This is a genomic window from Thalassoglobus polymorphus (assembly GCF_007744255.1).
GTDB lineage: Bacteria > Planctomycetota > Planctomycetia > Planctomycetales > Planctomycetaceae > Thalassoglobus > Thalassoglobus polymorphus.
The window spans coordinates 5,616,913-5,636,802 of sequence record NZ_CP036267.1 but is presented as its reverse complement, the minus strand read 5'-3'; the positions used below and the strand labels follow the sequence as shown (position 1 = coordinate 5,636,802).

At 51.2% G+C, this 19,890-nt stretch carries 17 protein-coding genes; 5 read left to right on the top strand and 12 right to left on the bottom strand.

Annotation, left to right across the window (positions count from 1 at the left end):
- Positions 1-61 precede the first annotated feature (61 nt).
- Together Mal48_RS20420 and Mal48_RS20415 are read left to right on the top strand one after the other, a co-directional pair.
- Positions 62-1,666: a DUF6798 domain-containing protein gene (locus Mal48_RS20420; RefSeq protein WP_145204121.1), complete on the top strand. Its 1,605-nt coding sequence runs from the start codon at positions 62-64 to the stop codon at positions 1,664-1,666.
- Between the two features lie 107 nt (positions 1,667-1,773).
- On the top strand, positions 1,774-3,492 hold the full coding sequence (locus Mal48_RS20415; protein WP_197441869.1) for an amidohydrolase: 1,719 nt from the start codon (positions 1,774-1,776) through the stop codon (positions 3,490-3,492).
- A 120-nt stretch (positions 3,493-3,612) separates the two neighbouring features.
- Here Mal48_RS20415 and Mal48_RS20410 read toward each other — a convergent pair whose 3' ends face one another.
- From Mal48_RS20410 to aroE, 8 genes are all read right to left on the bottom strand, one after another.
- Positions 3,613-3,942, bottom strand: a complete 330-nt coding sequence (locus tag Mal48_RS20410; RefSeq protein WP_315850665.1) for a hypothetical protein — start codon at positions 3,940-3,942, stop codon at positions 3,613-3,615.
- A gap of 661 nt (positions 3,943-4,603) precedes the next feature.
- Positions 4,604-5,794 (bottom strand): metallophosphoesterase, encoded by a 1,191-nt coding sequence (locus tag Mal48_RS20405; protein WP_145204118.1) that lies wholly within the window; start codon positions 5,792-5,794, stop codon positions 4,604-4,606.
- Positions 5,795-6,097: 303 nt separating this feature from the next.
- The gene (locus Mal48_RS20400) at positions 6,098-6,616 is read right to left on the bottom strand and encodes an ankyrin repeat domain-containing protein (RefSeq protein WP_145204115.1); all 519 of its coding nucleotides are present in this window, start codon (positions 6,614-6,616) and stop codon (positions 6,098-6,100) included.
- Between the two features lie 199 nt (positions 6,617-6,815).
- On the bottom strand, positions 6,816-8,141 hold the full coding sequence (gene larC, locus Mal48_RS20395; RefSeq protein WP_145204112.1) for a nickel pincer cofactor biosynthesis protein LarC: 1,326 nt from the start codon (positions 8,139-8,141) through the stop codon (positions 6,816-6,818).
- Between the two features lie 166 nt (positions 8,142-8,307).
- Positions 8,308-8,709 (bottom strand): acyl-CoA thioesterase, encoded by a 402-nt coding sequence (locus Mal48_RS20390; protein ID WP_145204109.1) that lies wholly within the window; start codon positions 8,707-8,709, stop codon positions 8,308-8,310.
- Positions 8,710-8,757: 48 nt separating this feature from the next.
- Complete coding sequence (locus Mal48_RS20385) at positions 8,758-9,492, bottom strand: hypothetical protein (RefSeq protein ID WP_145204106.1); 735 nt, start codon at positions 9,490-9,492, stop codon at positions 8,758-8,760.
- A gap of 186 nt (positions 9,493-9,678) precedes the next feature.
- Positions 9,679-11,064, bottom strand: a complete 1,386-nt coding sequence (locus tag Mal48_RS20380; protein ID WP_145204102.1) for an efflux RND transporter periplasmic adaptor subunit — start codon at positions 11,062-11,064, stop codon at positions 9,679-9,681.
- Positions 11,061-12,617 (bottom strand): shikimate dehydrogenase, encoded by a 1,557-nt coding sequence (aroE, locus tag Mal48_RS20375; RefSeq protein WP_145204099.1) that lies wholly within the window; start codon positions 12,615-12,617, stop codon positions 11,061-11,063. Before aroE ends, Mal48_RS20380 begins: the two co-directional genes overlap by 4 nt.
- A gap of 723 nt (positions 12,618-13,340) precedes the next feature.
- Between aroE and Mal48_RS20370 the strand changes: the two genes are divergently transcribed.
- Positions 13,341-13,592: a hypothetical protein gene (locus Mal48_RS20370; RefSeq protein WP_197441868.1), complete on the top strand. Its 252-nt coding sequence runs from the start codon at positions 13,341-13,343 to the stop codon at positions 13,590-13,592.
- A gap of 155 nt (positions 13,593-13,747) precedes the next feature.
- Here the strand turns inward: Mal48_RS20370 and Mal48_RS20365 are convergent, their stop codons facing one another.
- Complete coding sequence (locus tag Mal48_RS20365; protein ID WP_145204093.1) at positions 13,748-16,231, bottom strand: ATP-binding protein; 2,484 nt, start codon at positions 16,229-16,231, stop codon at positions 13,748-13,750.
- Between the two features lie 807 nt (positions 16,232-17,038).
- Here Mal48_RS20365 and Mal48_RS20360 point away from each other — a divergent pair.
- Positions 17,039-17,467, top strand: a complete 429-nt coding sequence (locus tag Mal48_RS20360; RefSeq protein WP_145204090.1) for a hypothetical protein — start codon at positions 17,039-17,041, stop codon at positions 17,465-17,467.
- A 106-nt stretch (positions 17,468-17,573) separates the two neighbouring features.
- Here the strand turns inward: Mal48_RS20360 and Mal48_RS23670 are convergent, their stop codons facing one another.
- Both Mal48_RS23670 and Mal48_RS20355 read right to left on the bottom strand, forming a co-directional pair.
- The gene (locus Mal48_RS23670; RefSeq protein ID WP_231739744.1) at positions 17,574-17,726 is read right to left on the bottom strand and encodes a hypothetical protein; all 153 of its coding nucleotides are present in this window, start codon (positions 17,724-17,726) and stop codon (positions 17,574-17,576) included.
- Positions 17,727-17,800: 74 nt separating this feature from the next.
- A complete protein-coding gene (locus tag Mal48_RS20355; RefSeq protein ID WP_145204087.1) occupies positions 17,801-18,274 on the bottom strand; it encodes a GNAT family N-acetyltransferase in 474 nt (157 codons plus the stop codon).
- Positions 18,275-18,587: 313 nt separating this feature from the next.
- Between Mal48_RS20355 and Mal48_RS20350 the strand changes: the two genes are divergently transcribed.
- Entirely contained in the window at positions 18,588-19,295 is a 708-nt protein-coding gene (locus Mal48_RS20350; protein WP_145204084.1) for a leucine-rich repeat domain-containing protein, read from the top strand.
- A 106-nt stretch (positions 19,296-19,401) separates the two neighbouring features.
- Here the strand turns inward: Mal48_RS20350 and Mal48_RS20345 are convergent, their stop codons facing one another.
- A complete protein-coding gene (locus Mal48_RS20345) occupies positions 19,402-19,854 on the bottom strand; it encodes a hypothetical protein (RefSeq protein WP_145204081.1) in 453 nt (150 codons plus the stop codon).
- Between the last annotated feature and the right edge of the window lie 36 nt (positions 19,855-19,890).

Below are 19,890 nucleotides of genomic sequence, written 5' to 3'. Positions count from 1 at the left end.
TTTTTCGCTGAATTCAAAGTCTGCCGTTGTGGCGAGCGAATACTCTTGAGACGAACGAATTGTGTCGCTGTCGACTCCAAAAACCGAGCCTCATTCCCCGGCACTTGCCGGGGTTGGTTTTTGGTCGGCATTACTCTGCGCTTATGGCCTTCTTGTTCTGTTCTCTTTGCTGAGAGTTCCCATTCCGGGAGTCAACGAGCCGCACTACTTGTGCAAAGCCAAACACTTTTGGGATCCGAGTTGGTGCAGCCGGGACATCTTCCTGACTTCATCGAATCCGCATCTTGTCTTTTACGCCACATTCGGCTGGCTCACAAAATATTTCTCACTCGATACCACTGCGGTGATGGCAAGAGTTATTGGTCTCGTCCCGTTGGCGGTCGGTTGGCACCTCCTTTGTGTTCGACTGTCTCAAAGTGCGTGGACGTCGGTTGTTTCACTCAGCATCTTTTTCGTCTTGCAATCTGCTGGAAACTGGTCGGGCGAATGGCTTGTCGGCGGTATTGAATCGAAAGTGATCGCTTACGGTTTATTGTTCTGGGCCATTTCGCAGGTAATCATACTTCGATTTCCATCGAGCGCGCTTCTGGCTGGCTTAGCGATTTCCTTTCACCCAGTCGTGGGAGTTTGGGGAACACTCGCAACAGTCATGGCAACGTTCGGTTTTGTTCTGCTCAGCGATAAAGAAAACATCCGTAAGAATGTTCCCGGTGTGAAAGTGTGGGGGCTTTCGATGTTTCTCTTTCTTGTGGCTGCCAGCCCAGGCTTGATTTCCGCAGGAATGGCTGTGTTGAATGATGATCAGGAAGCTTCTCGAATCGCGACAGTTCTTCAAGTTGGGCATCGCCTTTCGCATCATCTGGACCCCATGAAATTTCCGAAGGTCGCCTATCGATACTTCGCTGCGATGATTTTCGTCTGGATACTTTTCATTCCAAAACGAGAAGTTCGCGAGAGCGATCGCTGGTGGAACCTGTTGATTCTTTCGAGTTTAATCATCGCCGCTTGCGGAGTTTGGATCGGTTGGGGACCACGCCCCATCAAAGAGATGCCCGGTTATGTATGGCGGATTTCGGCACTCAAGTTCTATCCCTTCCGTCTTGCCGATTTAATGGTTCCCGTTGCTCTCAGCATTGCCGTTGGGAAGTCATTTCTGAGCTGGATTAAGAAGAAATTCGCTTCGCCAGCCAAGCAGACCGGAAGCGTTATCTGCTGCACTCTTCTGCTGACGTGGAGTGGTCTCGTCATTCCCGGTTCCGAGCAAAACCCCAGCAAAATGTCTGTTTCCAAGCGACAGAACTGGATTGAAGCTTGCCAGTGGATTGATGACAACACCGAGAAATCGGCATTGGTTTACAGCTTCGGAAACCAATGGGCCGTGAAGTGGTATTGTGACCGGGCTGAGTACGTCAACTACAAAGACTGTCCACAGGATGCGAAATCAATTATCGCCTGGAACCGCCGCCGCTGGGCGATTGTCCTTTGGAAAAAGCAATCCTTTCTCGATGGTCGAATCTCAAGCGAAGAGTTGCAAGAACTCACAAAGATCACTGAAGCCACGATTTTCATCTGCGAGCGACTCGGGCCGATTGATCAAAAGCCAGATTTTCAAAACAGCGACTTTCGAGTTTACGTAACGGGAACTGACTCTTCGTTAGCAGAGTGAGCTCGCGCTTAAGTCGGCTCGATTTTGACCTGGCGTCGTCTTGCCTGCTAGCATGCCATGTTCGTGTTGTTCGTATGGTGAACTGCTTTCGAATAAGGCCTGTTGCTGTGAATCAAATTTGTCTCAGTCTGTCGTTGTTTCTTGTGAGCTGTCTTCCGGTCTATGCAGCTGCGCCAGACATCGTTTTTGTGAATGGAAAAATTGTCACCGTCGACGACGATTTCTCAATCGCTGAAGCGTTCGCAATTGAGGATGATCGAATTGTTGGAGTCGGTTCAAACGCCGACATTCTTAAGCTGAAAACCGAGACCTCAAAGGTTGTCGATCTGCAAGGCAGAACGGTTCTTCCAGGTTTGATCGACTCGCATGTTCATCCGACGGGCGCGTCGATGTTTGAGTTCGATCATCCCGTACCTGTCATGGAAACGATGGATGATGTCCTTCAATATATCCGCGAGCGAACACAAGTTGTCGAGAAGGGAAAGTGGATTTCCCTGTCGCAAGTTTTTATTACACGCTTGCGAGAACAACGATATCCAACACGCGCAGAATTGGATGAGGCGGCCCCCGATCATCCGGTCTATTTTCGCACCGGTCCCGACGCGGCACTCAACTCCCTCGCGTTGGCAGCCAACAAGATCGACAAAGAATTCAAAGTTCCTGAAGGGAACGGTGCCATCGTTGAGCGTGATGAATCGGGGGAGCCGACTGGTGTCATTCGCAAGGCGGGTTCGTTAGTGAAGCGGGGAGAGACTGGAGAAAAGAAACCGACGGACATCGACCGGAAGAACCGGCTTAAAGAACTTCTCGCTGACTACAACAAAGTCGGTCTGACGAGTATTTCCGACCGGAACACATCGGCGAGCGGCATGGGGTTGTATCAAGAACTTAAAGGGGCTGGCGAGCTGACTTGTCGCGTCTATGCGTATCGCGCGTTCAGTGCCAGCGGAACCAGCGAATCGATTGCGGACCGCATGAAACGACTGGCTGATGACCCTCTTCACGCGTACAACAACATGCTCTGGTCTCGCGGAATCAAGCTGTTTCTGGACGGCGGAATGCTGACAGGAAGTGCCTACATGCGAGAGCCCTGGGGCGTCAGCGAGATCTACTCGATCACTGATCCCAACTATCGTGGCACAAAATATATTGAAGCGGACCGGCTCTATGAAATCGCAAAACTCGCGTTAGAAAACGATCTTCAAATTACAGCTCACTCTGTTGGCGATGGAGCGGTTCACGCTCTTGTGGATGCTTACGAAAGAGTGAACTCGGACGACTTTCCGGTTCGAGACGGCCGACCTTGCATCACACATTGCAACTTTATGAGTGCGGATGCAATCGACCGAATGGCGAAAATTGGCATCGTTGCCGACCTGCAGCCAGCGTGGTTGCTCCTCGATGGAGCCACCCTCCAAAAGCAGTTTGGCGATAAGAGGACAGAATACTTTCAGCCGTACCAGACTCTCTTTCAGAAGAATGTCGTCGTTGGTGGCGGGTCAGATCACATGCAGAAAATCGGAGGTCTACGATCAGTGAACCCTTACAATCCGTTTCTGGGCATGTGGATTACACTTACTCGTCAACCACGCTGGACGGACCAACCTCTTCATCCCGAGCAACGAATCAATCGCGAACAAGCGATTCGTCTTTACACAATCAATAATGCGTATCTCACTTTCGAAGAGAAGGAAAAAGGCTCCCTTGAATCGGGTAAGCTCGCCGACTTCATTATCCTCAAGCAAGATATTCTTGAGTGTCGCGTTGAAGAGATCAAAGAGATTGAAGTCAAGGAGACGTGGCTCGGCGGGAAGCGAGTTTATTAACCCCAAGCTTCGTTGAATCCGTGATGTAGACCGGATCTTGAATCAAAAAAACCGTCAAGGAATTCCCTGACGGTTTTTTGTTTGAGCTTGCTCAAGAAGCGTCGGTCCCTCAATGGGAAGTTACTTCCAGCCTTCTCCTTCTGGATCGTCGCAACTGAGTTCGCATTGGTTTCCATCGCATTCATCGCGAATGTCTTGAAACGTGGAACCGTAGGTTTTGGACTTCACTTGACCATAACCTTTTTCAGCTGAGAACCCGGTGAAGAAGTAGCTTTGATTGATCGACCCGATGGCATCGGCGACATCGTTGAGCTCTGCAACCAGTGCGCTTTGGATCTCTGCAAGGCCGACAATCATTCCGATGACGAGGATCGTCGCAACGAGCACGAGTTCTGCCGAGACGATGAAACCGCATTCATCCGACATGAGAGATTGAAACAGTGTAGACATGGCTGACTTTCTTTCCTGGAACCTGATTTTGTGAATTCTCATTGCCAGTCCGCCCAACGTTTTATTTGTGGAGGCGGCGAGAGCCTGGGTTTCAATGAGTTCTTGAAAACGTCTTGACGAGAGTTTTGATTTGCAGACCTTGTGCCAGTCGCTGGGTTTGAAGCTCGTGATTTTACGTAATCTCAAACGCAGTTTTGGTTTAGGAGATTATGTCTGCGAGCAGCGGACTCACGTGAATAGTCTTCGCGCCAAGAACTCCAAGCGCAGCGGTTGACCAAAACGTCAAGGAGGTGAAACATCGCAACATCCAATCGGAGTAGGATGGAGTTTCACGGTGACGAACAGAAAAGTTCCAGCCCGATGGGCTCTCGACCACCGGACCGGAAAGAAAGCTTGTTGAGAAAAGTGCACATCGCATGCCGGGTTTCGTCGACAAACGAGTCGTTGATGGGTGTGAATCGCTGCAACGTTATTCTCAGTATGGCTTTACGCTACCCGTTCTGTTTGTGGTGGGCTGTTGTGTTTTGGCGTCGCTGAAAATGCGTGTTCAGTCTTTTTGTCAACGTGTCCGCGCAGTCTGTACAATTCGTACATGCAGCTCAAGCAAGGAGTATGCAACAGAGGCGAGGGGCACAGAAGCGTTGCTCCATGTTGAAGTGAATCAGTCGACTCCAGGTTCGTGCGGTTTCTCCGGAGAAACTTCGACAGCCTTGAGCACAATCCGAGTGACCTCTGGGCGGCAGTGGTAACGGAGCGGATGGCGGCCCGAAAGACCACGGGAGATGTGCAAGAGGGTAGGAGCTTCCCAAAAGATTCCCGAAGCGTATTGAGTTCCGAAACGACTGGGCGAGTAGACTGGTCCGACAAGCGGCAGTTGCACCTGCCCGCCATGATTGTGCCCCGAGAGCATCAGGTCGACGTGCGAATCTCGGGCAGATTGAAGGTTGTCGGGAGTATGGCACAGAAGAAGTCGAAAGTGTGCGATCTCTGAGAACTCTGGAGATGTCCCCATCCAGGGTGTTTCGTCTCCACCAATTTGAAGAATGGCGTGGTCAATTTCGAGTTCAACGGTCTCGGATGCAACATTCACCCATCCAATCTTCGAAACCGCTTCGCGAATGACATCGGGATCTTGATACCAGTCGTGGTTTCCGAGGATGAAGAAGTTGCCATACTTCCCTTTCAATTTTCCCAGAGTCTCCGGAATCCATTCGACGCATTTCATACTGTCAATCAAATCACCAGTGAAGCAAACAATGTCCACAGGTTCCTGAGCCAGCAGATCGCTCACCTGCTTGAAGTACGATTGACTCAGCGTCCCCATGAAGTGCCAGTCGGAGATATGCAAAATCGAAAGCCCGTCCAATTCCGCTGGTAATGATTCAAGCTGAAAAGTTTTCTGATTGAATTCGACTTCGAATTGCTCGTTCATTGGGAGCATTGCCAGCCGGTAGTACTTGCCCGGTTCGACAGGCTTCGCGCCCAGTTTATCTGCGATATCAATCGTTTCAGATTGCTTGTCGATGAGTTGCTCGGGAGCTCGTTGCAGGATGTTTCGAATGGTGACGAAAACCAGCTGCATTCCGCCCAATAAACAGACTCCAACAAAAGCCCACCAGAATGGCGTCAACTTCGCCCAGCTTCCGCCGAGCAACAGTTTTGGCCCGGTGAGGCCCAAACCGACAATCAATAGTAACGGCACTAAGATAATCATCACATCGTGAACGCGACGAAGACGGTGCAGCGTCCCGCAAGTCAACGGCAGCGCATGAGTTCGATTCACATAGGCAACCCACAATGTCGTGTTACCAGCGATTAACCAGAGAAGAGCAAGTAGATTGAGCCAGTCCAAGAAGATTCCGTTTCTTTAAATTTCGGTCTGTTAGAGCATCTTTCGAATTGGTTTGCAGGATCTGCCTCGCATTATTCGAATGGCACTCCTCCCGCGAAGAAAGACGCCATCGCCAATTCGAATAATGCGATATAGACTGTGCTGAATAGAGTTTTTTCAAACGGAACGATACGAGAAAAGCCAAACCAATAGCAAACCACCCAGACACATTCGTGTCGCTGTGCCCGTGAAACTCGCTTTCGCAACTCTATCGGCTGCTCGCCACGAGGCTGGGGCGATATCGATTTCGAAAGGTGCTTGAACTCAGAGGGCTTTGCCGGATGGCTCACTCTGGCGTTCAAACTCTTGTAAGAAGTCTTGGTCAATGCGGCCTTCTCTGATTCTACTTTTGGCCCAGTCGACTGCAGTCCAGCCGTCAGAATCTTGAGGAGTTGTTTCGGCTCCAAAGTCGATGAGCAGCTGTACCCCGGAGTAGTATATTGATTCCGAGTGCAAGCTCCGAAGGAGTGCGAGGAGCGGAGTTGTCTGACTCTCTGGCTCCTGGAAATTGACGTCGGCGCCTTCATCGATCAATAGTTGCATGACGTCCAGCTGACCACCCGATGCAGCGAGGATCAGGGCTGTCCGCCCATACTCATCAGTTGCATCGACTTCAACGCCTTGTGCGAGAAACTCTTTCACCAGATCGATTCGCCCCCACCGGGCTGATTCCGTGAATCCAGTGAGACGGCGCTCAGGCGATTTAATGAGATTGCGGAGGTATTGGTCGATCGCCTTTTCATTGTGGACTCTGGAGCTCTCCTTGGAAGATTCCTCTTCCATCTGCGGAGAACATCCAAGCAGCACAATCAAAGCCGTCAAGCAGGTGCAAGCAGAGGCTGCAGTAATTGAATTCGTCCGAGAAAGGTATTGGCAAGTTTGGTCCACACGTACAGTTTACGATACTGGTCCCTTGAATCAAAGATCGAGAGAGCCGTCAGGCTGATTGTCTGTCTCGCTTTGGAGGGCTACGGAAAGAGAATCAATCGTGATCATGTCTGTGGGAGTCATGATCGTGGTCATGATCATGACTGTGAGTGTCGTGGTCGTGGCTATGGGAATCGTGGCGGTGATCGTGGTCGTGAGATGACTGGTCTTTGTGTGACGCGGTCAGCGGTGACTCAGGTTGTTTCTCTGGTTGCTGTTGCTCGAATGCAGTGAGAGCAGCTCGATAGATTTCGCGGATTGGTCGAGAATGTTCTTTGGCGAGTTGGCTGCAGGCTTCAAATTCTGGGGAGAAACTGGTTTCGCCGGAGCGGTTCCAGGCGACTTTCCCAAGGATCGAACCAAAGCTTGTCAGTACGCTGTGCTGTTGGCGATGTAACGTGGACCGCCACAGGTTTTGCCTACGAATTCCTAAGGTTCCTGTTTCGTTGAAGATGATCGCTTCAAGTTGTTCACGATCTTGCGGAGAGCAGATTACGCTCAGGATGACTCCGGGGCGGTTCTTTTTCATATGCACCGGGATTGTGTAGACATCTTTTGCACCGGCGATCAGGAGTTGTTCTTTAGTATGGCCGATCACTTCTCCGCTGATGTCGTCGAGGTTTGTTTCGAGCAGGCAAACTTCATCCATGCCGGTTGCGACAGAGACTTCGCCCACGAACAGGCGTAGTAAATTGGCGCGCGAAGCGAACTCCATTGTCCCGGCGCCATAGCCGATCTCGTTGATGGTCATTGCGGGCATCGGTCCAAAACGATCAACAATAGTTTTGACGATCGCTGCGCCTGTCGGTGTTGTCAGTTCTGCATCGATTGGAACATCGACAAGAGGAATCCCTTTGAGGAGTTCAGCTGTTCCCGGTGTCGGCACAGAGCAGATTCCATGATCGATGCGAACTTGCCCCCGTCCGGTCGGGATCGGGCTGCAATGAACCTGTTCGCAACCGAGTAAGTCGAATCCAACAGCGGCGCCTACGATATCGACGATCGAGTCGATCGCGCCGACTTCGTGGAAGTGAATCTTTTCAACGTCGGTCCCGTGAACCCTTGCTTCTGCTTGGGCGACGGCAAGGAAGATGTCTTGCGCCAGTGACCGCTGCGAGTTCGTAAGCGAGGTCGCATTTTCTAACAGCTTAACGATGTCACTGTAGTGTCGATGTGCATGCTGTTCCGGATGTTTGACGACAATATGCGTCGCACGGAAGCAACTCTTCATTACTTCGTTGACCTCAAGTTTGACTCCGGGGAGGTCGAGCGAGGCAATGGCCTGTTCGATAACTGATCTCTCAACTCCTGCATCCAGGAGTGCTCCGAGCGTCATGTCTCCGCTGATCCCAGTGGAGCATTCAAGATAGGCGACTTTCATGAACGAAATTCCTCTCGTGCGAACAGATATTTCCGGACACTTCAGGTCTCCGGTTGGAGCAAACCGAGTGTTGGTCTTTACGTGCAGCCTCGTGTCGAGCAGTCTGTGGAGTTATGAAAGTGACCTTCACGGGCACTTCAAGCATTGGACATGCTATAAAAGCCAGTTACTTTTCGGTCTCGTCGAAGAGCAGGGACTCGGACATTCGCTGTATTTGGCCATCCTGATCTAAGCATGCCAGAACTGTTCGGCCGGTCGCGATCAGTGTCTCATCCCGATGGATTTCGTACTCGTGTTCGAGCTTCGCACCAGTCAGCTTGGAGACGCGAACGCGGATGCGAAGCAAGTCGTCATAGTGGGACGGCCTTTTATAATTGCATTCTGCTTTAACGATCACCAGAAAGAAACCACGTTCTTCGAGCTCTCGATAGTTTCCACCTCGTTCGCGGAACAGCTCGGTCCGGGCGACTTCGAAGTAGGCGAGATAATTCATGTGGTGGAGAACACCCATCGCGTCCGTTTCGCAATACCGGACACGAATCTCCATTTCGAACCAGTCCGAAGACATGGCAGGGTCCCCTCTTACGACATTCCCACTCGCTACGGGAGAATGAAATTATCCCTTGAACGGACCTTGCTGACGGGCAAGAGCGAGAATTCCTTCGGTTGAGTCGGGCGTTTCAGTAACGGATCCTCCCGAAGCTTCAGCCGGCGGAGCTTCGACAGCAGTTTCTTCAACTGGAGCCTCAACTGCTTCAGCAGGAGTTTCTTCAACGGAGGCTTCTTCAGTCTGCTCGCCTGCGGCCTTTGCTGCTCCCTGTTGACGAGCGAGTTCCAATGGAGAAAGTTTCTTCTCAGCTGCTGGAGTTGCAGCGGGCGTCTCTTTCTTCCCGGCAGCTCCTTGCTGTCGTGCCATTTCAAGAGGAGAGAGCTTCTTTTCGCCGCCAGCAGCAGGTGCTGCGCCGGCAGCTCCCTGTTGACGCGCCATTTCGAGTGGTGAGAGTTTTTTCTCGCCAGCTCCAGCGGCTCCCTGCTTGCGGGCCATCTCGAGGGGGCTTGCACCTCCAGCTTTGGGTGCAGCAGCCGGTTTCGCGGGGGCTTTCTTTTCCGCCTTTGCTTCTTTCTTCTTCGGCAAAGGGGCGTCGACCTTGATCAGGCAAGAAGGATCGATGTCGTACCAGCTAATGTCAACAGGGCCATCGAACTCGACCAATGCGCGGCAATTCATGTTCACCGTCTTGACTTGACCGGTCAGACCGACAAAACGACGCAACTCGGGAATGCTCTCATTCACGATGACGTATTGGTCTGTCCACTCTTTTTTCAAAACTTCAGCATCGGCGATCAACATGGGATGACGCTCACATTTCATCAAAAAACGAATTGATCCTGCCCAAGGAGTACGGGCAATTTAGATCTCCTCCCCGCCGAGGTCAACAATTTCTGAACCGATTTCGGCTTCAGTCGTTGGAGATTCTCTACGAGACCATTTCAAGCCCGTAATTCTCGACAACATCAAGCTAGAATTCAAGTTCAGTCAATCGGTTTCCTCGGAAACAGAATCGATCTTCTCAGCGGAACTGACCTTGGGGGTGTCCGCAGGAATTTCTGGCTGAACAATCTGAACCGGTTGAAACGGGCTTAATCGCTCGGCTCCTTCGGTGACAACCAACATTCCGGGGGTCAACTCCCCCTCTTTGGCCTCAATGGAGTCCTTGTACGATCCGAGTTCTTCAATCATGACGAGTTTTGCAGTTCCTGCGTCTGGCTTGTCTCCCGGCAGAACCGAAACGACTCTAGAACCGTTTTCGGAACGGATGACGGAGTTTTTGGGAACCAGAAGTGCTTTTCGCGGTACTCCCTGAAAAGTGACGCGTGCGTACATTCCTTCCGAAAGAGCAGACTGTTTACGTCCGTTGTAATCCAGAATTTCGTTCTTAACGACCACTTTTACGGGGAAAGTACGCGACCCTCCTTCCCATTGGCTGCGAGGAATCAAAGACTCGACAGTCCCTTTCCAGTACCGTTTTCCAGGTGAGTGGATTTCGATGTCGACTTCCGTACCGGGGCGGACGTTGTCGATTTCCAACTGATCAACATTCGCGATGACGTATACTTCGTCGAGCATATCCGCGATGGTGACAACCGGATCTCCTTTTCCCAGCCATTGCCCAGCTTGCGTATGTTCCGCAACGACGACTCCCTTGAAAGGAGCCCGCGTGGTCCGCTTGCCCTTTTCTGCTTCAAGATATTCGACCTGTTCAACCTGAGCCTGGTAGCGCGCCTTCGCCTGATTGATTTGCTCTTGGCGCGGACCTCTTTGGATCAGCTTGGCTGAGGCGATTGCTGATTCATAAAGTTTTTTGGTGGTTTCTGCCTGTTCGACTGCACTATCCAGATCATCCAGATTCACCGCATTGTTTCTCGCGAGGTCCTGTTGACGTTTCAAACGGATGGCTGACGCATCCATTGCAGATTTCGCAGCAGCAACATCAGCGGCTGCCTTCTCGATTTCTTCCTGTCGTGAGCCATTTTCGAGCTCCTGCCATTCCTGTTTTCGCATTTCGAGGACTTGTTTAGCCTCTGCGATACCCAGGTCAGTTGTCACGATATTGAGAACGGAGAGTTCTTGACCCTCATCGACGAGATTACCTTCACGAACGAGAAACCTGTTAACCTTTCCGTCGGCTCCCGAGGCAACCACGCTGGTCCGTTTTGCGACCACGGTTCCGACAACAATCGTTTCGGGGATGACCTCCCCTTTCTCGACCGTTGCGACATAGACTCTGGAAGGTGGACGTCCGCCCGCTCCTGGCCCCCCGGCAGCCGGCTTCTCAGCACAACCCACCCCAAGCAGGGGCAAAAGGCCCAAGACTGGAATCAACGCGTACGAATAAAGTGAAAAGGTGTTCCGGGGTTTCATGCTTCGCCGTTCTCGTTTTGCTCTGGCTTTGCTTCATGCTCCGCTGGAGCAGCGTGCCCTTGCGATGTTTTAACTCGAACTGGAGAAATCGCTCGACGCAACGTCGTTCGTAGATCGTCTAGCGACGCCTCTTTGCCTGTGAAATACTTGAATTGTGCAGCAGCCTGTCGCACGAACATTTCAATACCGCTCACCGGAAAACACAATCGCTCTTTCGCTGATTTCAACAGGAGGGTGTTTTCCGGATTGTAGATAGTATCAAAGACCACCATGTCCTCGCGAAGCCAGTGTGGCTCGAAAGGGGTTTCATTCATCTCCGGGAACATGCCAACAGGAGTGCAGTTCACCAGAACATCCGCACCAACAGCTCCCCGGTTGCCCCAAGTCACATGTTGGCAGTCCAAGCTTTTCGCAAGTTGTGAGCCACGGGTTTTGGACCGGTTTGAAACGGTGACGACAGCGTTTTCCTTGGCCGCTCCCAGTCCAATCGCCTGAGCCACACCGCCCGCTCCGAGAATGAGAACTCGCTGACCATTCAAACTCGGCTCTTTCTTCGCAGCCAATCCGAGTTTGATCGAATCCAACGCTGCATCGTAGTCGGTGTTTTTCGCATGCCAATTGCCTGATTTGCTTTTGACGAGCGTATTGGCTGCTCCAATCTTCAGGGTGCTTTCGTCGGCTTTGTCTGCGAATTTCAAAGCCGATTGTTTGTGCGGAATCGTAACGCTGTAACCATGAACATTGAGGAATTCGTAGGCTTTCAACGTTTCTGAAAACTCTTCAGCTCCGACTCGCATAGGCAAATACACGGCGTTCATCTTGTTTTTCGCAAACGCCACATTAAACAGAATGGGACTCCAACTATGTCCGACAGGGTCTCCCAAGACGCCAAAGACGGCGGTCTCATCATTGATCTGATCGTACCGGTACAGCCGTTTCATTTCTTCAAATGAAAACTGCCCGGGAGCCATCACCCGTTCCTTGCTGAACGTCGCGTATGAGAACGGAGCGCCATATTTCCCGCACAGAATCCGGCTTACGACACCGTACTCTCCCATGCAAAATCCGACGGTTGGAACTTTCGCCTTCGCGACCAGTTCCAGCATGCGAATGTTGTCGATTGGCGAATCTGCCATGGTCACGATCTTGACGATGTCAGGATCGCACTCGCACAACTGTTCGTGGATTTCTTCCAGATTGTCAGGCGTTTTTTCAAAATCGTGATAACTCACAATTCGTTGAGTTTTACCGTAACGTGGAATCGACTTGGCGATATCTGCTTCGAGGTCGACATACTCCACCCCAGACATGATTGCTTCACGCAGAATCGTCAGACGTTTCTCTTCAGAGTCGCTAAAACGCCCACCATCATCAGGTCTGCGGCAGGTGACGATTACTGGCGTAGGACGATTTTTGATCAACCGGTCCAAGCGAAGCCCACGCGGGATCCAGTCCACACGAAGCTCCACCAGCTCAGCCCCCCTCTCGGCAAGGCTTTGGTGTTCAGCAATCATCATTTTATGTCGGGTGCGGCCCAATGTGACGCAAATCATTTCGCCATTTCCTTTGCTGGCAAGGCGAGGTCCTTGAAATTCCTCTGAGTCTTTTCGCAATTATGGCGAATCGCTCGCTTTAGAAACAGTCACTTGAAGCAACGAATCATGGCGAGGATCGCTGGAAATATAAACCTTGATGAATCTTTTCTTTCGCAGGGTCTGCATTCCACAGTTTGTGATTTCCCATTGTTACTGAAAGGGGAATGAATAGAACACGGATACAACGGATCAATCGGATTTGCACGAATCGGGGGCGGAGACCGGCAAAGTTTGACAGGAGGCTGCACAACTGGTCCCCTTATCAAGATTCGGGTTCGCGCAGAGGAAAGAATTGTGTAATTCTACAGCACAGGTACCGAATCATTCGTATTGGGTGCTTCCCCCCAAAAAAAGATTGATCGTGAAATCGTTCAGGACGGACCAGGTTCACGTGACCCTTCCCTATCGCTTTCCATCCAAACCGCAGGAGGCGGAGATGCCAAGAAAGCAAACACTTTCGCTCATAATATTATTAGGATTTGCCCTCTGTTTGGCCGGTTGCCAAACCATGAGCTCACTCCCATTTGTCCCTCAAAGCGCGGGTTTGCCCGCACAAAGTGAGTAGGGAAGATGCGGACCTCCAGAAAAACACTCGTATTGATTGTTGTGGGAACGCTTTGCAGCGGCTCTGTGGGCTGCGCGCTGGACAGAACGTCATTCCAGATGAATAGTAATTCTCCGATGCCATTTTTCGGATTCGACTTCCGCCTCCCTCGCAAGACATCACAAGTTGAGACATTAAGTCACGAAGAACAGTTGGCCACAAACTGGGATAACCAGGAAGTCGTTCGCCCGGTTAGTCACAAAAAATCATCGGCGCCAACTCAACCTGCGACGCAACGTCTTCAACTTCCCAAGATCTCGACTCTTCTCGAATCGGGTCAGGAAGAAGAACTCTCTTTCACCGGCCCGAAAGCTCCTTTCACTCGTTAGCAAATCTTTCGCGTTGCTCTTCAGCGTCAATTTCGCATCCGGTGAATCACCTGTCGAGGTCAAAGGCCACCGAAGATGCAGCGAGATGGCTGCAGGCCAATCGTGGATTTACTTTGGAGCAGCGCCGAAGTTTTCATGAAGTCTTGAAGTCTGCACTACTCTTTTGAATCGTCATCGTATGCAGGCTCCGCAATTCCGTCGTCGGTGACTTGGTATGGCAACCACAAGATCGAGACTTCGTCAACGGCGATGTCGCTCTTTCTTGGCTTCACTTCGTACGGTTGAATTTCCAACTGACCTTCCGAGTAGTCCGCAGTGATTTTCTCGACTTCTTCGTTGAGCTTCTTTTCGAGATCCTGAATGTCCTGCTCGACCTCTTCAACATCGGCTTTGGCCCGTTTGATATCGCTCCGCTGATTGGCTGCGCGCGATGCAGACCGCATACTGGTTCCAGCCCGCGAGACGTTTGTGGCACTGAGCGTCTTGCGGCCGAATAGTGCCCCTAAAATTGATGTCCCTATCGAAACCGCAGCGGACATTGTCGCTGAACTTGCCTGCTGTTCTTCTTTTTCAACTTTCACTTCCGCACGTCGGAGGCGATCGCTGAGGGTTTTGAATTTCGATTCGTACTTCTTTCGCAGCTTGGCGATTTCTAAATCTCGCTTCTCACGAGCAGCTTGCCCAATACGAGCGGCAAAATCTCCTGGACGTTCATCAGGGCGAGAGTACTCTTTTAGTTCAGGAGAGTGGCTGAGCTGCAGCCGTTGCTCTCGATACAGATAACTTTTGTAGGACGCCTTCCAGCTTCGCCATGAAGTTTTCCGGGAGCAGTTCCCCGGAAGTTCCGAGTACCCAGCCTGATCAACAGGTTCTGCCTCAATTTCGAAATTCGAAACCTTGATCAGTTGCGATTCGCTCCAGGGGTCGCGTTCCAGATCGTCAGATGATCTTAGGTTCAGCAAGCTGGCACAGTCTTTCCAGTTGTCGACATCTGATTTAGAGTCGACAAAGTGTAGAGCTCCGACTCCTAAAAGTGCTGGGCGATAGAGAATTTTCGCATCCAGTGAAACATTCCTCGAAACAGCGACAAATTTCTGTTTCGCTTCCGGTGGAAGAATCGGCGGAGGTGACCCAATTCGCGCCGGTTGTTTGAGCGTGTCCTGTTCTTGAGAGCTCAATGTGGGAGTCGCGACAGGAGCGATGGAAGGTGCAGCAACCTTTGCTGCTTTAAACGGAGCCATGACTTTCGCAATTTGAGCGCGCGTCATCGGTCCACTTAGATACGACAACGCCCAGCGAGTGTGAAAGAGTACCGGTTGGTCCTCATGAACATTATTCATCATGAAGACTCGGCTCCCCACACCTGAGAGAATCCTTTCGATTTTCTTTCGGTCGAAATTTACTCCCGCATTCGCCGAGGCACCCTGCAACCCATCAAGGACTCGCAGTTGGTCCCGCTCTGTTTGAAGCCGTCCCAGAAACCATGTTCCTGCATTCGATAGGGCTTTGTAGTCCAGATCAACCGGATTCTGAGTTGAGAGAACAAGTCCGACTCCATACGCCCGGGCCTGTTTGAGCAATGTCAGCAGTGGAATTTTTGAAGGAGGATTGGCTGTCGGCGGGAGATAACCAAAGACTTCATCCATGTAGAGAAGTGCTCGCAGACTTGAGGTCCCGGTCTGCGTTCGCATCCACGAGACAACTTCGTTAAGCAACAACGTGACAAAGAACATCCGCTCTTGATCGTTCAAGTGAGCAATCGATAACACCGCCATTCGCGGTTTTCCTTCATCGGTGTACAGCAACCGTTGGATGTTCAGTGGTTCACCCTGCATCCATGTTGAGAACGCAGGTGACGCTAAAATGTTGTTGACAGTCATCGCCAGCTCAAGCCGATCTTTGGCAGGAAAGATCGAGTCCAGATCCATGATGCCGATCTTCTTGAATGGCGGAGTCTGGATCTCTCGAATCAACGAGTGCATGTCGAGATCTCGCCCTTCGCGCCAGGCTTTATCAAGAATGTTCGAAAGCAGGATATGTTCGCGACTTCTGAGCGGGTCGGCATCAATCCCCAAGAGAGTCAACAACCCTGAAACAGCAGTGGAAACTTTCTCTCGCATGGCATCCGAGTTGTTCACCACCTGTTCGGGCGGAGCCGCCAGCGACTTCAAAATCGTCAACGGTAAACCGGCATCGCTTCCGGGTGTGTAGATGGCAACTTCGGCGGCCTGCTTGAGTTTCTCCAGTCTCTCCGGGCTTTGTTCCCATTGTGCCAAACCCTCTTTCCAGAGCTTGGCTCGGTCGGCAGCATATTGCTCAACGGTCATCCCTTTTCGGTTCGCTTCCCCCTGCTCGACCCAAGGCTGAAAATCTTTGGGGCTGAGACTGGGGAAATTGAGCAGCAAGTTTCCCATGTCCCCTTTGGGGTCAATAATCAGCGACGGGATTCCATCAATGGCTGCCTCTTCGAGAAGAGAAATTCCCAGTCCAGTTTTTCCGCTCCCTGTCATCCCGACGATGACTGCGTGCGTCGTCAGATCTTTGGCGTCGTACATGACGTAGTCTGGACGAACTTCGGATGTTTCAATGTCGTACTCGCGTCCCAGATAGAATGCGCCGAGCTTTTCGTAATTGAACATCGTTTTCCTCACAATTTATTCAAGCGGCAGCAATAGTCGTTCATGCAAGCTGAATGATACTCAGCGACGTTCGATTGTAGATCAGCGACCTTGCAGGAGTCCTCAAGGCATGTGTCGATTCCGATTTTACAAGACGCAGGCAGGACGCAAGATCGAGTCGAATCTGACTTCTTCGAACGTAAAAAGAAGATCAGTAACGAGTGCATCTCACAATCCGAATTCTACGACCGAACTGCGAAACCGTAGCGGACAACACGCCTCTTCGACAAGACTGTACGAAGACAGATTGCTTCATGCATTCGACATAAGCGGAATCGTTGGCAATGTTTGAGCCCTACGGTCCGCACTTTCGGTCCACGATGACTGAATGCTTGCGAACCGAGTGCAACTTCTACAAATCCTTGCGAACCTGTGGACCGTTCACTCGATAGACATTCACAGTAGGAAAAGGAATCGACCAGGGAATGACGTGAGTTGGTCACTAGAGCAGTTCCAAAACTTGTTTTTATGCTCTGCCTTGTGGCGAGCAGTTTGTGAGTCGTGAAAGCGATCCCACAAGCAAGAGAAGCATTGGAAGTGCTCTAACGTCGGTAGGAGTCACGTGCTTTTGCGTCCTGATATGAGCAAAGGCAATCCCCCACACTCTCGGATGACAACGTTGCAACGTGCCTCGCAGAACCAAACTGTGAGGCAGGGGAGACTGAATCCGCGGGCACAGAAAGCTTCACTGGAGAGTTACTGTTGAGTCGTTCCCATCTGGCTGTAAGACACTTACTCCGTCAACTTGAACTCAAAAGGGAAAAAGGAATGAGCTCTCAAATCATTCCCAATTGGTTCTCCCAGTTCATTGGCGCCATCTCTGAACGGTTTGAACCATTCAGCGGGGTCGCACGTGTCGGTTACGAATGTGCTTTTTCTGAAGGAGGCTGGGAAATCTCAATTTTCCTTGGCGAGACCGAACTGGTAGGAGGGGCTGATGATGGCCGCATGCTCCCGGTCAACTTCCGCTTCGACCTCACTGGTGTCGTTCAGCAATTTGATCAACTGGACGGGATGCACTGGAATGCGTTTCCCAACAGCCCGGTCGAAACAGAGCAACCGAGCGACCTCTCGTTTGTCACAATCACAGGAACCATTCAAGGAGAGAAGGTTCTCATTCAATTGCATGCAACTCCGCCAAATCCTGTCGGCCCGGGAATTCGCCAGCACTCCGATGGACGTTTGGAACTTGTCTAAAGAGAATCCAGGTTTGATCTTAGTGTTCTGCCTCGTGGCGAACTGGACTGGAAGTCAGGAAAGTGACTTTCAGGGTACGGCAAGCATTGAAATTGCTCGAATTCCGTCACTTCAGTTCATCACCTGAGCCCGTTGACTGGGCACATTTCCTGAGCAAATCGCCCTGGCACATCGATTGATCGCAATACAGCCCTTTGTCTGGGGTGCTTCGGAACAGGCTCGCAGCAGGCACGCTGCGAGCCTGTTTTCGTTTTGACATTGGATGTTTTCTACCGAAATAAAATGAAGGTTCCTCTCAATCTTCAAAAACGATCCCAAGCGTTCGGTGTTCGCTTACAGCTTCTTGTCGAGGAATCGAGTTTCGAATCCATCGGGATCGCCGTAGCCGACTCGCAAATAAAGCTTTTCAGCTTGAGGGTTCGCTTTGCGAACTTCCAGAGTGACTTTGCAACAGCCAAGCGACTTGGCGTGAGTCTCGACCGCCTCGAGAAGCATCGTTCCGATTCCCTGGCCCCGATAGGCAGGCAGCACAGCGAGATCATGAATATTTACGAGCGGCTTGGCTGCAAATGTTGTGAAGCCCTGAAAACAGATTGCAGCACCAACCGGAACCTCACCGTCCCAGGCGAACATGGTGAATGCACCGGGAGTTGCTTTCATCCCAGGGACAATTTTCGAAGAAATTTCTTCCGGAAGAACTCGTTCTCCGCCGTGCGGTTCGATTGCATAGGAATTGATGATATCAACAATGGCCTGAGCATGTGCGGGGTCATCAAAGTTCGCGATTGAAGTTGTAATTTGAGGCATCAGGTTCTCTATGTACTTTGTCCAGTTTTGAAAGTTTCGCTGCAAACTGAGAACGCCGCTCCGTGATCGCGACGCAACTTCTGCCTCAGCCCCTTGGTTGTGTTGGTGGAGCGGGCAAGTAAGTCGCACAGATTGCTGAGGGGAGATTTGAGTTACGGAGGTGGCGTCGGTATCGTCTATCGAGTGCAAATCCAACGTTGCTCTTCACGGTAGAGTAAACAGCTCGAACACTTTGGACACCTCATTCGTGAATAATAACAAATCCAGTCAGACGATAAGACATTTTCAGCACCGGCACTTGCGAACTTTTGTGGTGAAATTATTCATCGCGCTCATCGTGATTCCACAGCATGGATGCCAAAGTCGCTCCCCGGAGAAGGAGGTTGCTTCTCAAAGAGAGGACGTAGCAACATGGGATGATCTCGTGCAAGCAGTTCAGTCAGAAGTCAGCACAGAACTCCGATTCACACATGAAGCTGTGAGCAGCGAGCAATTTCTGGAACTTCCTTCACTCGGCGAGAAACTGACAGTCCTGGAAGTCGATCAAGGTCAGCTCGATAACAGCGATCTATCGCGAGTCCTGCAGGAACTTCCCAATTTACGACAACTCGTTTTGCACGGAGATGTCGATAATCAGCAGCTACAAGTGATCGCTGATAATGCAAAGAGCGTGACGGTTCTGAATCTTCCGAATGCAAGTGTTGATGATTCTGGACTCAGCGTGCTGGCAGCCATCGAGACTCTGGAACTTCTGCGATTACACTCACCGAACGTCAGTGATGCAGGCCTCGCCGAAATTGCGAAGTCTCCCGGCTTGAAGTTTCTGCATCTCATTAACGTTCCGATCACAGACGACGGATTGAAGACGATCGCCATGATGGAGAAGTTAGAGTCGTTCTATCTTGATGGGAGTGCCTGTACCGAAGCGGGGCTTTCAGAACTTGTTCGCAAACGGCCGGGTCTTCACTTTCATTGGAATCAGTTGCATCTCGAAAATGATCCCAACAAACACCCACACTGAGAAGACCAGGGCATCTTTCGAATTGGTTTGCAGGTTCTGCCCCGTGGCAAGCAGCCTACGAAGTTGCAAGCGTAATCTTCGCAGGCCCAGAATGCGTGAAAAAGTTCTACCGTGTCATCACGGTTTTGGGTTCGAAGCTGATGCCGTCAGCTTCTGCTTTGAATGTGGCGGCGATTGATTGAATTGCATAGCCACGAGCAGCGTCCGAATCGCGGGCACGTTCGACGATCGCATCGGCAAGCAGGTGCGTTGCGAGACCGGCAAACTGAGCATGTTTGGCTTCGATGATTCGAGTCTGTCGGTAAACGGCGGCAGCTCGGGCAGCAGCTGTGTAGGCGTCTTCACTCAAGATGGTCAAAGCAGAAGTGAGATCAACTCCGCGGAGGGCTTTATCTAAATTCGAAAGTGTTGACTCAATCGCAGAGACACTTTCAGGAGTCGCCCCCTTCCAGTCTTCGTAGCAACACTGCAAAGCACGAGCTCGTTCAAGACCGATTTGAAGGAGCTCATCGAGTGTGTAATAGTCAAGTCGGCGTGAAAGAGTTTGATATGTAAACATAGGTTGAGTGGAGCGCCAGGATTCTTCAGTACTGTT

What these genes read in the sequence shown, in the direction of transcription:
- Mal48_RS23670 (WP_231739744.1), bottom strand. Translation starts at nt 17,726, where the DNA reads ATGTCAAAACGAAAACAGGCTCGCAGCGTGCCTGCTGCGAGCCTGTTC.
- Mal48_RS20390 (WP_145204109.1), bottom strand. Translation starts at nt 8,709, where the DNA reads ATGTCTTCGGACTGGTTCGAAATGGAGATTCGTGTCCGGTATTGCGAA.
- Mal48_RS20360 (WP_145204090.1), top strand. Translation starts at nt 17,039, where the DNA reads ATGAGCTCTCAAATCATTCCCAATTGGTTCTCCCAGTTCATTGGCGCC.
- Mal48_RS20370 (WP_197441868.1), top strand. Translation starts at nt 13,341, where the DNA reads ATGCCATTTTTCGGATTCGACTTCCGCCTCCCTCGCAAGACATCACAA.
- Mal48_RS20410 (WP_315850665.1), bottom strand. Translation starts at nt 3,942, where the DNA reads ATGTCTACACTGTTTCAATCTCTCATGTCGGATGAATGCGGTTTCATC.
- Mal48_RS20345 (WP_145204081.1), bottom strand. Translation starts at nt 19,854, where the DNA reads ATGTTTACATATCAAACTCTTTCACGCCGACTTGACTATTACACACTC.
- aroE (WP_145204099.1), bottom strand. Translation starts at nt 12,617, where the DNA reads ATGATTTGCGTCACATTGGGCCGCACCCGACATAAAATGATGATTGCT.
- Mal48_RS20355 (WP_145204087.1), bottom strand. Translation starts at nt 18,274, where the DNA reads ATGCCTCAAATTACAACTTCAATCGCGAACTTTGATGACCCCGCACAT.
- Mal48_RS20365 (WP_145204093.1), bottom strand. Translation starts at nt 16,231, where the DNA reads ATGTTCAATTACGAAAAGCTCGGCGCATTCTATCTGGGACGCGAGTAC.
- Mal48_RS20385 (WP_145204106.1), bottom strand. Translation starts at nt 9,492, where the DNA reads ATGTTGATCGCCGATGCTGAAGTTTTGAAAAAAGAGTGGACAGACCAA.
- larC (WP_145204112.1), bottom strand. Translation starts at nt 8,141, where the DNA reads ATGAAAGTCGCCTATCTTGAATGCTCCACTGGGATCAGCGGAGACATG.
- Mal48_RS20380 (WP_145204102.1), bottom strand. Translation starts at nt 11,064, where the DNA reads ATGAAACCCCGGAACACCTTTTCACTTTATTCGTACGCGTTGATTCCA.
- Mal48_RS20400 (WP_145204115.1), bottom strand. Translation starts at nt 6,616, where the DNA reads ATGGAAGAGGAATCTTCCAAGGAGAGCTCCAGAGTCCACAATGAAAAG.